The organism is Caulobacter sp. GW822-FHT01G02 (assembly GCF_058802865.1).
The window spans coordinates 1-12,627 of the sequence record NZ_JBXAON010000002.1; the positions used below are offsets into that span (position 1 = coordinate 1).

8 protein-coding genes are annotated in these 12,627 nt (G+C 67.3%); 1 reads left to right on the plus strand and 7 read right to left on the minus strand.

Going from position 1 to position 12,627, the window contains the following annotated elements:
* A partial coding sequence (locus AC1RNC_RS05540; protein WP_492884422.1) for a carboxyl transferase domain-containing protein occupies nt 1-185 on the minus strand: 185 nt, incomplete at its 3' end.
* 194 nt (nt 186-379) lie between these two features.
* Here AC1RNC_RS05540 and AC1RNC_RS05545 point away from each other — a divergent pair.
* Nucleotides 380-1,786, plus strand: a complete 1,407-nt coding sequence (locus tag AC1RNC_RS05545; RefSeq protein ID WP_492884423.1) for a helix-turn-helix domain-containing protein — start codon at nt 380-382, stop codon at nt 1,784-1,786.
* 58 nt (nt 1,787-1,844) lie between these two features.
* On the opposite strand, the gene AC1RNC_RS05550 is transcribed toward AC1RNC_RS05545, so the two are convergent.
* The 6 genes from AC1RNC_RS05550 to AC1RNC_RS05575 all read right to left on the minus strand — a co-directional run bounded on the left by AC1RNC_RS05550 (nt 1,845) and on the right by AC1RNC_RS05575 (nt 12,621).
* Entirely contained in the window at nt 1,845-4,079 is a 2,235-nt protein-coding gene (locus tag AC1RNC_RS05550) for a TonB-dependent receptor domain-containing protein (protein ID WP_492884425.1), read from the minus strand.
* Between the two features lie 97 nt (nt 4,080-4,176).
* A complete protein-coding gene (locus AC1RNC_RS05555; RefSeq protein WP_492884427.1) occupies nt 4,177-4,701 on the minus strand; it encodes a DUF6702 family protein in 525 nt (174 codons plus the stop codon).
* Nucleotides 4,698-7,139, minus strand: coding sequence for a M1 family metallopeptidase (locus tag AC1RNC_RS05560; RefSeq protein WP_492884429.1), 2,442 nt, complete (start codon nt 7,137-7,139; stop codon nt 4,698-4,700). The genes AC1RNC_RS05555 and AC1RNC_RS05560 overlap by 4 nt, the downstream gene beginning before the upstream one ends.
* Before the next feature lie 85 nt (nt 7,140-7,224).
* Nucleotides 7,225-9,210 (minus strand): TonB-dependent receptor, encoded by a 1,986-nt coding sequence (locus AC1RNC_RS05565; protein ID WP_492884431.1) that lies wholly within the window; start codon nt 9,208-9,210, stop codon nt 7,225-7,227.
* A 91-nt stretch (nt 9,211-9,301) separates the two neighbouring features.
* Nucleotides 9,302-10,249 (minus strand): UDP-glucuronic acid decarboxylase family protein, encoded by a 948-nt coding sequence (locus AC1RNC_RS05570; RefSeq protein ID WP_492884433.1) that lies wholly within the window; start codon nt 10,247-10,249, stop codon nt 9,302-9,304.
* Nucleotides 10,250-10,311: 62 nt separating this feature from the next.
* A complete protein-coding gene (locus AC1RNC_RS05575; protein WP_492884435.1) occupies nt 10,312-12,621 on the minus strand; it encodes an acyl-CoA dehydrogenase in 2,310 nt (769 codons plus the stop codon).
* Between the last annotated feature and the right edge of the window lie 6 nt (nt 12,622-12,627).

Consider the following 12,627-nt stretch of genomic DNA (forward strand, 5'->3'; position numbering starts at 1 on the left):
AAGTCGGCGCTGCGGTGCTCGACGAACATGTCGAACTCCTCGAACGAGCCCTCGTCCAGCAGCAGGTCGATCCGCTCGCGCGCCGTCAGCTTGCCCTTGGCGTGCTGGGCGGCGACCCGCGCCTCACCGCCGCCGGCCCTGGCCTGCGCGCGACGGCGGTCGAGTTCCTCGAGAATTTGCTGCAACGCGCACGCCCCGGAAAAGAAGATGGTCGCCCCTGGAGGAGAGGCGAATCCAGACATGGAAGATGGAGTGGCAACGCCATTCACACATCGCAATTTGGCGAAGTTGAGAAAATCGTCCAGACTAACCCTCATAGTTTCGGGCATTGTCGGATCGGCTGCGATGGCGATTTCTGCAAAATTGCAAAGTTGCGAAGATGCGTGAAAAGCTTTTCATTGGTCCGCGGCTGAGGCTGCTGCGCCAGGCGCGGGCCTGGACGCTGGAGGCTTGCGCCATCCGGCTGGGCCTGTCGCCAAGCTATCTTTCTCAGATAGAAGCCAATCAGCGGCCGGTCACCGCGCGGGTGCTGATCGACGCCATGCGCGTGTTCGAGGTTGACGCCACGGCCCTGGACGCCGCCGATGATCAGCGTCTGATCGCCGACCTGCGCGAAGCGGTCGCCGATCCCGTCAGCGGCGGCGACACGCCAGGCTTGGGCGAGATCAAGCAGGTCGTGACCAACGCCCCGCAATTCGCGCGGACCTATCTGGCGCTGCATCGCGCCTACAGACAGCTGGACGAGCGCCTGAAGCAGACCGAGGAAGCCGTGTCGCTGGATGAGCGTGTCGCCGCCAGCGCCCAGCTTCCTTATGAGGAGGTGCGCGACTTCTTCCACTACAAGGACAACTACGTCCACGCCCTGGATGTCGCCGCGGAAGTCCTGGCCGGTGAGCTGGGCCTGGAGGAAGGCGACGGCGAGCGAGCGTTGGAGCGTCACCTGGCCCAGCGCCTGGGCGTGACGGTGGAGCGTTCGCGCGAGTTCGACCTCCTGCGCCGGTTCGAGCCGGAGACGGGGCGGCTGCTCCTGGGCGCGGCGCAGCCGGCCGCGACGCGCAGCTTCCAGATGGCCTATCAGATCGCGGCCATGACCCTGGCGGATGTCGTCGAAGCCGAGCTGAAGGCCGCGTCGTTCCGCAGCGAGAGCGCCGCCCAGGTCTGCCGCACCGGGCTGCTGAACTATGCCGCGGGCGCCCTGCTATTGCCCTATGGCCGCTTCCGCGAGGCCGCGCGGCGCGAGCGCCACGACATCGAACAACTGAGCCTGATCTTCCAGACGAGCCTGGAGCAGGTGTTCCATCGGCTCAGCACCCTGCAGCGGCCGGGCGCTCGGGGCGTGCCGTTCTACTTCGTGCGGCTGGACCGGGCGGGCAACATCACCAAGCGCCACAGCGCCACCCGTTTCCAGTTCGCCCGCTTTGGCGGGACCTGTCCGATGTGGAACGTCCACGACGCCTTCAGCCGGCCCGACGCCTGGATGGTGCAACTGGCCGAGATGCCAGACGGGCTGCGCTATGTCTGCGTCGCCAAGGGCGTGGTGAAGTCGTCCGGCGCCTATCTGCAGGCCGATCGCCGCTACGCCCTGGGTCTGGGGTGCGAGGCGCAATACGCCGATCAGCTGGTCTATGCCGACGGCCTGGACCTGACGGGCCCCTCGGCGCCCATCGGCGTCAGTTGCCGGATCTGCGAGCGGACCGACTGCCCACAGCGGGCGTTTCCGCCCGTCGATCGGGCTTTCGAGGTTCTTGAGAACGACCGCCGCTGGGTGCCATTTTCGCTGAAGTGAGCGGATGAGGCCGGCCGCCGCAACGGATCGTCGCGGGGCCGGTCGCCGAGCAATGGGCCTACATCGGGCCGACGCCGCCGGGGTTGGTCTGGAAGTCGAAGGCCGGCTCGCGGCGTCGGCGCGGGTCAGGGGCGCCGGTTCCGCCGAAGTTGTAGGTGACGCCGACGAAGACGGCCCGCAGGTCCAGGTCGAGGGCGCGGCGGCCCTTGAGGGCCGGCGTGTCGATGACCAGCTTGTCGCCGAAGGTCTTCAGCGCGTCCTGCACCGTCACGACGCCCGAGACACGGTCGTTGAACTTGTGGCGATAGCCCAGCAGCAGCATGCCGGTCGGCTCCTTGTAACCCTGTGGAGTCAGGCGCTTGCCCGTGGCGAAGCCGCTGATCTGCAGGAAGTCCTTGGGCGTGGCCTGCACGTTCAGGGCCGCGTAGCCGGAGACGGTCCAGGCCGAGCGCTTGTCAGGGAAGCCGAGGTCGGTGGCGCCGATCTCGTTCCAGAACGCGTTGCCGCTGATCGTGTACGAGATCTTGGGCGTCAGGCGGGCGTTGGCGACCAGTTCCAGGCCGCCGCTGCGGCTCTTGGCGAGGTTGGCCTTGGTGGTCAGCAGGACGCCGTCGCCGATGTCGCGGATCACGTCGGTGACGCCGTCGCGAGCCTCGCGGTAGTAGAGCGTGCCCTGGTAGTAATTGTAGCCCTTGCGCAGCTGATAGCCGACCTCGAACGAGTCCGTGGTCTGCGGTTTCAGGCGCGGGTCGCCCTGCCGGTAGCTATAGGGGTCCTGGTAGATCCGGTACGGGTTCAGGTCCTGGGCGGTCGGGCGCTGGATGCGGCGGCTGTAGCTGGCGTTGATCTGGCGCGTGTCGTCGAGCTTGTACTGCACGTGTAGCGAGGGATAGGCGCGCAGGTAGTCGTAGCTGTCCTTCAGCTTCGAGGTGACCTGGTTGGTGTCGATCGTGACCTCCTCGATCCGCAGGCCCGGCATGATGGTCAGGTCGCCGATCGGGCGGCTGACCGTGGCGTAGACCGCGTGGACGGCCTGATCGTACTTGAACTGGTTGGTTAGGGCCGGATCGACCGCCAGGGCGCCGCCCGTCGGGCCGCGAGCGCCGTAGTTGTCGTAGTCGTTGTTGTCGACCTGCAGTTCGTATCCCGCCACGAGCTTGGCGCCGCCGGGCAGGGGACGCTTGTACTCGGCCTTCAGGCGCCTCTGGACCAGTTCGTCGCCGATGCTGACATGCTCGACATAGTTCGAGACCGTCGGCAGCTGGTTGAAGCCGTTGGCGTCGGTGAGCTGGCGGTCACGGGTGCGCTCGACGCTGGTGTGCAGGGTGAACTCATGCTCGTCGCCGGAGAGCTTGCGGCGCAGGTCGCCCGACAGGCCGGCCACCGACTTCTTCATCTTGCCGTCGCTGAGGCGCTGGTAACGGACGACCGGCGCGCCATTGACGTCCTTGCCCTCGTAGGACGAGCCGGCCCTGGAGCTGTAGGAGGTGTCGTTGTAGCGCGCCTCGGCGCTGAGGCGGGTCTGCCTGTCGAGGTCGTAGTCTACGCCGGCGCGGGCGTTATGCGACTGGCCGTGGCTGTTGAAGCCGACCTTCTGGCGGCTGTCGGCGTAGCGGCCGGTGACGGGATCCAGGCGCGAGCGATCGTCCTGGATGCCGCCCTTGGCCTTGTCGCGACGCCAGCCGGCGTCGGCCGACAGGGTCAGCTTCTTGGTGTTGCGGGCCAGGCTGATGCTGGCGTTCTTGCGACCTTGTGTGCCCATGTTGGCGCGGACCGAACCGGTCGTGCCGACGCCGCGCTGCTGCTTAGTGATCAGGTTGATGATCCCGGCCGAGCCCTCGGGACTGAAGGCGGCCGAGGGATTGGTCATCACCTCCACGCGCTCGAACGGGCTGGCGGGGATCTGCTGCAGCACCTGGCCGCGATTGTCGCCCCGGAACATGCCGGAAGGCTTGCCGTCGATCATGATCGTGACGTTGGGATCGCCGCGCAGGCTGACATTGCCTTGCACGTCGACCTGCACCGAGGGGACGTTGCGCAGCATGTCGGCGACCGAGCCGGTGGTCGCCTGCAGGTCCTTGCCCAGGCTGTAGCTGCGACGGTCGATCGCGGTCTTGATGTCCTGGGCCGAGGGAGCGGTGATGGTCACGCCCTGAACCTGGGTCGACTGCTCCTTCTTGGCCGGCGCGGGCGTCGTCGGGGCAGGGGTCGTGGTCTGGGCGACGGCGGCCGTGCTGAGGGCGGCCAGGCCCGTGGCGGCCAGAAGGGCGGCGCGGCGGGTCGTGAAGGTCATGGAAGGTCTCCTCTGTCGCGAGGACCCTGCCGGAACGACTCAAAGCGTTGCAGTGCCGGGCGTCAGGCGCGCGAGGTGACGTTTGTCATGTCGGGCCTCAGTTGGCCGCGTCGACCGCGTCCAGCGTCTGGGGGAGGGCGGCTTCGGCGCCGTTGAACACCAGGGTGCGGGTCACGCCGAGGCGGCGGATGTTCACTTGGTTGGCTTCATCGCCATAGACGTCGGCGAACATCGCGGCCCGGACCTCGACAGCGGCGCCGGCGTCCGCGGGGGCGATCTTGCCGGCATATTCGAAACGCACCTCGTCCGCCCCCAGGGTCATGTCCTTTAGGACGAGGTCGACCGGAGCGTCGTTCACCGCCACCGCGAAGGTGCGCAGCATGTAGGTCTTGAGGGCCTCGATAGCCTCGGGATCGTCGAGGCTGGCTTGGGCGTCCGGGGCGATCAGGGCCAGGGCTGGTTCGGCGTCGTGCACCGGGATCCGGTGGCTGACCCTGACCGCGCCGGTCTTGGCGTCGATCTCCACGACGCTCAGCGCGCCGTGGCCGCGATGCGCGGCCGCCGGGAGCGGGGCGAGCGCGAGGCCCGCCGCCGCGATAAGGGCGACCGCGCGCGCGATCACTTCGGACCTTCGTCCTTCTTGTCGCCGTCCTTCTTCGGATCGGGGGCCGGGAAGGTGGCGAGGCCACCGGGCTCGACCTTCAGATTGGCGTCCTTCATGCGGTTGCCCATCTCGGGGAACTTCATGATCTTCAGCGTCGTCGGCGTGATGGCGCCGTCATAGACGTTGTTGCCGCGATCGGCGTCGGCGGTTTCCCACAGCGGGTCGAGCTCGGCGCCCTTCAGCTCCTTGCCGGACACGTATTGCCACGTGACCTGCTTGGAGCTCTTGCGCCAGATCTCGGCCGGGATGCGGACCGTCTCCGTCGTGCCGTCGGTGAAGTCCATCTTCAGGATCACCGGCATCACCAGGCCGCCGATGTTACGGAAGGTGAAGCGGTAGAGGTTGTCCTTGAAGTCCTGGGCGGCCAGCTCTTCCGGGGTCATGTCCTCGCGGGCCGACTTGGCCTTCTTGCGGGCGCTGTCGAACACGGTGAACTCGTCGGTCTGATCGTAGAAGTCGCGAACCTTGGGGTCGCGATCAATGACCGTCGGCGCCTTGTTGTTGGCGGCCGTGCGCGATTCCGGCTCCGTGCCCTGGCGGGTCTTGCGGACGGCGGCCTCGGCGTCCGGATCGCCGCTGTCGAGGCGGGCCTTGACGATCTTGTCCAGCGAGATGTCGACGTGGTCGGTCGAATAGAACCAGCCGCGCCAGAACCAGTCGAGATCGATGCCCGACGACTCTTCCATCGTGCGGAAGAAGTCGTACGGCGTTGGGTGCTTGAAGCGCCAGCGGGTGGCGTACTCCTTGAACGCGCGGTCGAAGAGCTCGCGGCCCATGACCGTCTCGCGCAGGATGACCAGGGCGGTGGCGGGCTTGGAGTAGCCGTTCGGGCCGAACTGGATGACCGAGTCCGACTGGGTCATCAGCGGCACCTGGTCCTGACTGACCATGTACTCGACGATGTCCTTGGGCTCGCCGCGCCGCGACGGGAACTTCTTGTCCCACTGCACCTCGGCCTGGAACTCGAGGAAGCTGTTGAGGCCCTCGTCCATCCAGGTCCACTGACGCTCGTCCGAATTGACGATCATCGGGAAGTAGTTGTGGCCGACTTCGTGAATGACCACGCCGATCAGGCCGTACTTGGCGCGCTCGGTATAGGTCAGGGCGCCGGTCTTCTTGTCCTTCGTCGGCCGCGGGCCGTTGAAGGAGATCATCGGATACTCCATCCCGCCGACCGGGCCGTTGACCGACTGGGCCACCGGGTAGGGATAGGAGAAGGTGAAGTCCGAATAGACTTTCAGGGTGTGGGCGATCGACTTGGTCGAATAGGCGTCCCACAGCGGGCGGGCTTCCTTCGGGAAGAACGACATGGCCATGACCAGCGGATGGGCGGCGTCGCCTTCCTGCTTCACGCCCAGAGCGTCCCAGACGAACTTGCGCGAGCTGGCCCAGCCGAAGTCGCGAACGTTGCTGGCCGAGAACACCCAGGTCTTCTCGGTCGTGGCCTTGCCCTTCTCGGCGGCCAGGGCCTCCTCGGGGGTGACGACATAGACCGGCTCGGCGGCGGTGCGGGCCTTGGTCAGGCGGTCGCGCTGGGCGGGGCTGAGCACGGCGGCCGGGTTCTGCAGCACGCCCGTGGCCGAGACCACGTGGTCGGACGGCACGGTCAGGGCGACGCGATAGTCGCCGAACTCCAGCGTGAATTCGCCCGAGCCGAGGAAGGCCTTGTTGTGCCAGCCTTCATAGTCCGAATAGACGGCCAGACGCGGGAACCACTGGGCGCCCTCGTAGATGCAGTTGCCGTCCTCGCCCTTGCCGGTGAAGCACTCATAGCCGCTGCGGCCGCCGACGACCTTGTTCTCGACCATGGGCAGCGACCACTCGATGGTGATCTTGGTCTCGCCGCCATTGCCGCGCACGGCGGTGGGCAGGTCGACGCGCAGCAGCGTGTCGACGACGGTGAACTTCAGCGGACGGCCCGAGGCGTCCTTCACCGACTTGATAGTGAAGCCGCCTTCCCATTCCTTCATGCGCTGAATGCGGCGCACCTGGCCCAGGCTGATGGAGTCGCCCGAGACGGTCTCGGTGAGCTTGCTGATCGAGTCGCGCTTATAGTCCTGGTCCAGCAACAGCCACAGATAAGGCAGGTTGTCCGGCGAGTTGTTCTTGTAGTTGATCGTTTCCTTGCCGGTCAGCAGCTTGGTGTCTTCGTTCAGGTGAACGGCGACGTCGTAGTCGACCTTCTGCTGCCAGTAGCGATAGCCCGGCGCGCCCGCGGCGTTGCGGTAGTCGGTCGGCGTCGGCCAGTCCTCGCCTTCAAGCTGGCGGAACTTGTCGTCGAACGGCGCCTTTGTCTGCTTGATGGCGTCGGCGTGAGCGCCAGAAGCCAGAGACGTGACGGAGAGCGCGGCGGCGATGACGCCGGCCACAGCGTAGCGAATAGAATGTCTTGACAAATTCTGCCCCTCAGAACCCTGACTAAACCCCGCTGCGACCTTGGCAGGGCGCGGAAGAAAATCACCCCATTTTCGCCGTAGTGTGTCAGAAATTTATCTTCATGCCGAGGCGCGCGGCACGGGGCTCCACGGGGTGGAAATGCACGTCGTCCACGCCGTCCGCAGGTTCGCCGGGAAGGCGCGAGGCGTACGAATAGGCGATGTCGTCCTTCTTGCTGTTGGTCAGGTTCAGGACCTCGACCATCAGGCTGGCCTTGCCAAAATCCTGGACGAACAGCGCATTGACCAGGCCGGTAGGCCGCGAGCGTACGGAATTGTCCTCGATCAGCGGCGCGGCGCCGAGGCGGCGCCAGGTCAGAGAGACGGTCGAGGCCTGGCCCAGCTTCCAGCTGGCGCCGGCACTCAGCACCGAACTGACAGCGTTGGGGATGCGGTCGCCATTCGTGAAGCGGGCGTGGGTTCCGGCATAGGACGCCGTCAGGTTCAGGCGCGCGGTCGGCCGCCAATCTGCGAGAAGTTCGACGCCCTCGCGCCGGGTCGCGCCGGCGGCCTCGGTGAAGCCGCCGTCACCGACATAGACCAGCTCGGAATCGACGTGCAGCGCCCAGGCCGCCGCCGTCAGGGTCAGGCCGTCGTGCTTCCAGCGCAGGCCAAGCTCCGCGCCGTCCGACGGCGACAGCAGCGGCGCCCGCTCGGCCGGATCGCCGGTGACCGGATCGACCGTGATCACCGCCCCCCGTGCGTCGTTCGAGTGGAAGCCGCGTCCGGCGTCGGCGTAGAGCTCGAAGGTCTTCGAAAGGCGCCAGGCCAGGGCCAGCTTGGGGCTGACCAGCAGGTCGCTGACGTCGCCGGCGTTGCGTGGATCGCCGGCCTTGACGTCCGCGCCCATGGCGTCGGCGCGCAGGCCGAAGGTGGCGTCCAGCTTGCCGAAGGACTTGGAGGCCTCGCCCCACAGCGCCGTCGACCACTCAGTGAGGGCGTCCTGGCGCACGGTCTCGCGCCGCACGCGGGCGGTGGTGCGGTAGAGGCCGACCTTGCCGATGTCGTCGACGCGGGCCGAGACGCCGGCGCGGGCGCTCCAGCCGTCGCTCAGGCTCCAGCGCTTGGTCAGCGACCCGCCATAGATCCAGCGCTGGTCGACCTGCTCGAACTGGTCGCCATGGACCGGGTCGTCGAGGAAGTAGGTGAAGTTCGAATAGAGGTCGAGTTTGTAGCGTTGGACATAGACCACGGTGTCCAGGCCGCGCAGCAGGTCGCGGCGGCGGGCCGACAGGATGTAGCGCGAGGTGTTCCCGCCGTCGGTCTTGTCGACCGCGTCGAGATAGCCCAACCGCCCATCCTCGACCGCGCGGCGCGGGATCTGATCGGTGGCGTTCCAGTCGGCGTCGTAGGCCAGGGCGGTGATCGACCAGCCTCCGACCAGGGCGCGGCCCAGGAGGTTGATCTTCTTCAGGTCCTCCGGCGTCGACCAGGCGCCGCGCGCGGTCGAGACGTCTGCTGCGACCAGCAGGTTCTGGCTCAGGGCCTTGGAGCCGACGGCGCGGTAATAGTCGTTCTCGCCGACCCAGGCCTGCAGCCCGTCGCCGTGCAGGTGGTCGGCGGTCTCGAAGGCGACGGCGCCGGCGGTGGCGAAGTCGCCGTTCTCGGCCGAGTAGGGACCCTTCTTGAAGCCGATGTCGTGGACGAACTCCGGCGTCAGGACATTGAGGTCGAGATAGCCCTGGCCGTGCCCGTGGCTGGGCAGGTTCAGCGGCACGCCGTCCAGCGAGGCCGAGAGGTCCGTGCCGTGGTCAAGGTTGAAGCCGCGCAGGAAATACTGGTTGGCCTTGCCCGCGCCCGAGTGTTGGGTCGCGGCCAGGCCCGGCACGGCCTCGATCAACTCGCCCGGACGCAGCAGCGGGCGCACGGCGAAATCGGCGTAGGCGATGCGGCCCTCGCTGGCCGACGTCGCGCGGCCGAAGTCGTTGGCGCGGCGACCCCAGACCGAGATCGCCTCGACCTCCTGGGCCTGGGCGAGAACCGGCGTCGAGGCGGCGGAAAGCAGGGCGATCAGAAACGCGGAACGGATCATGCCCGGCTGTTAGGCGAGCAGGGCGCTTCGGACAAGTTCGGCGCCGTCCTCGATGTTGCTTTGAAAGTCTGCGGGAGCGGCGGCGAAGCGCTTAAGCCGTCTTCAGCAGCCCGTCGAAATACTCGATCGTTCGCATCAGGCCGACCTTCAGCGGGGCGGTCGGGGTCCAGTCCAGCACCTGCTTGGCCAGGGTGATGTCGGGCTGGCGCTGGCGCGGGTCGTCCGAGGGCAGGGGGCGGTGGACCAGGTCCGACTTGCTGCCGGTCAGTTCCAAGACCAGCTCGGCCAACTGCCTCATCGTGAACTCGACGGGATTGCCCAGATTGATCGGGCCGGTCACCTCGTCGCCGGTGTTCATGAGCCGGATCAGGCCGTCGACCAGGTCGTCGACATAGCAGAACGAGCGCGTCTGGGCGCCGTCGCCATAGAGGGTGATATCCTCGCCCTTCAGCGCCTGGACGATGAAGTTGGACACCACGCGCCCGTCGTTCGGATGCATGCGCGGGCCGTAGGTGTTGAAGATCCGCGCCACCTTGATGCGCAGCCTGTGCTGGCGCCAGTAGTCAAAGAACAGGGTCTCGGCGCAGCGCTTGCCCTCGTCATAGCAGGAGCGAATGCCGATCGGATTGACGTTGCCCCAGTAGCTCTCGACCTGGGGGTGGATGCTGGGGTCGCCGTACACTTCCGAGGTCGAGGCCTGCAGGATCTTGGCCTTCACCCGCTTGGCCAGGCCCAGCATGTTGATCGCCCCGTGGACGCTGGTCTTGGTCGTCTGGACGGGGTCGAACTGATAGTGCACGGGGCTGGCCGGGCAGGCCAGGTTGTAGATCTGGTCGACCTCGACATAGAGCGGCATGGTCACGTCGTGGCGCAGCAGCTCGAAGCGCGGGTTGGTCAGGTTCTGGGCCACGTTCTGGCGCGAGCCGGTGTAGTAGTTGTCCACGCAGAGCACTTCGGCCCCGGTCTCCAGCAGCCGGTCGCACAGATGCGAGCCGACGAAGCCGGCGCCGCCGGTCACCAGGATTCTCTGCGCATGCATGGACCGGCCGACCTTTCAGGGACTCACGGAGAGTCGTCCCTGACGTTGTACCGCTCGGTTTTCTAGGCCGTCGAGCCCTCGCCGAAGGAGCGGGGTTCGGTGACGACGGAGGGCTCGGCGATCGGCTTGGGTCGCTTGGCGGGCTGGGCCGTTTCCGCTGGACGGGGCGAGATCTGCTCGGGCGCGAAGTCGTCGACCGCGACCACGGCGGCTACCGCCTGATCGGCGGCGTCGAGCGCCGCGATCTCGTCGGGCGTCAGCAGGTTCTTGGCCAGGCCGTCCTTCCAGTGGCGCACGCCCTGGTCCTTCAGCCGGTCATGGATCGGCTGGGTGGCCACCACGCGCTCGAAGGCGTCGATCAGTTGGCCGATCGCCTCATCCTTGCCGCCGACATAGACGCCTTCGACCAGACGGTCGCGGGTGGCGGACGGATGCAGGATCAGGTCGGCGCAGGCGCGGGTGACATGGTCCGACGGACCGCGACGACGCGCGCCGAACGGCAGTACGGCCGCGCGCAGCAGCCAGCCGGCCAGGCGGTTGGGCAGGTTGGCGAACACCTCGTCCAGCCGCTGCTCGATCGTGGCGAAGGCCGTCTCGGCGCACCATTGCAGCAGCGGGAAATCCGCGTCCGGCCGGCCGTCGTCCTCCCAGCGCTTCAGGGCGCCGGACAGGAAGTACATCTCGGAGAGAATGTCGCCCAGACGCGCCGACAGCATCTCCTTGCGCTTCAGCTCGCCGCCCAGGGTCAGCAGGGCGATGTCAGAGGTGAGGGCGAAGGCGGCGCTGTAGCGGCCCAGCTTGCGATAGAAGCGGGCGGCGCGGCCGGCGTCGGGCGCGGGGGCCAGGGCGCCGTCGGTCCAGGCGCGGGCCGTGGCGCGCAGGCCGTTGCGCAAGGCGTGGACGACATGTTTCCAGAAGGTCTCGTCGAATTGCGCGAGGCCCCTGGCCTCGTCCTGATCGCCAAGGGCCAGGATCTCCTTCAGCATGTAGGGATGGGCCCGGATCGCGCCTTGGCCGAACACCATCAGGCTGCGGGTCAGGATATTGGCGCCCTCGACCGTGATGCCGACCGGCAGCGCACGATACTGGCTGCCCATGTAGTTGCGCGGGCCTTCCATGATCGCCTTGCCGCCATGGACGTCCATGGCGTCGTTGACCACGACGCGCATCCGCTCGGTCGCGCCCGACTTCATCATCGCCGAGATCACCGACGGATGCTTGCCGAGATCCAGGCCGGCGCAGGTCAGCCGCCGCGCGCCGTCGACCAGGTAGGCGTTGCCGGCGATGCGGGCCAGACGCTCCTGCACCCCTTCGAACTTGCCGATGGCGATGCCGAACTGGCTGCGCACGCGGGCATAGGCGCCGGTGGTGAGCGCGCTGTAGGCCGCCGCCGCGCCAGCCATGGCGGGCAGGGAAATGCCGCGCCCGGCCGCCAGGGCGGTCATCAGCATCTTCCAGCCCTGGCCGGCGCGCTCGGCCCCGCCGATGATCAGATCGAGCGGGATGAAGACGTCCTGGCCCCAGTTCGGACCGTTCTGGAAGGTCTGGAAAGCCGGCAGGTGGCGACGGCCGATGCGGACCCCAGGCGTGTCCGTGGGCACAAGGGCGCAGGTGATGCCGATGTCCTCTTCCCCACCCAGCAGGCGGTCGGGGTCACGCAGCTTGAAGGCCAGGCCCAGAACCGTGCAGACGGGGCCGAGGGTGATGTAGCGCTTGTGCCAGTTCAGACGGACGCCCAGGACGTTCTCGCCCTTCCACGTCCCGCGAACGACCACGCCCTCGTCGACCATGGCGCCGGCGTCGGAGCCGGCCTCGGGGCTGGTCAGGCCGAAGGCCGGAACCTCGCGGCCGTCGGCGAGGCGCGGCAGCCAGTAGTCCTGTTGTTCCTTCGTCCCGAACTTCACGAGAAGTTCGCCCGGGCCCAGGGAGTTGGGCACCATCGCCGTCACCGCCGCCGAGGTGGAGCGGGTGGCGATCTTGCGGACGATCTCGGCATGGCCGAAGGCCGAGAAACCCAGGCCTCCGAACTCTTTCGGGATGATCATGCCGAAGAACTTCTCGCGCTTCAGGAAGTCCCAGACCTCGGGCGGCAGGTCGCGCGTCTCCCAGGTCATGCGCCAGTCGTCGAGCATGGCGCACAGGGCGTTGACCGGCCCGTCGAAGAACGCCTGCTCCTCGGGGCTCAGCGTCGGCTTCGGGTACGAGAGGAGTTCGTTCCAGTCCGGATCGCCGGTGAACAGGTTCGCGTCCCACCAGGTGTCGCCGGCCTCGATCGCGTCGCGCTCGGTTTCCGACAGGGCGGGCAGCACGCCCTTGGCCCACTGGTAGATCGGCCGGGTGATGGTGTCCCGACGGAAGGAAGAGGTGGTCATGACGCT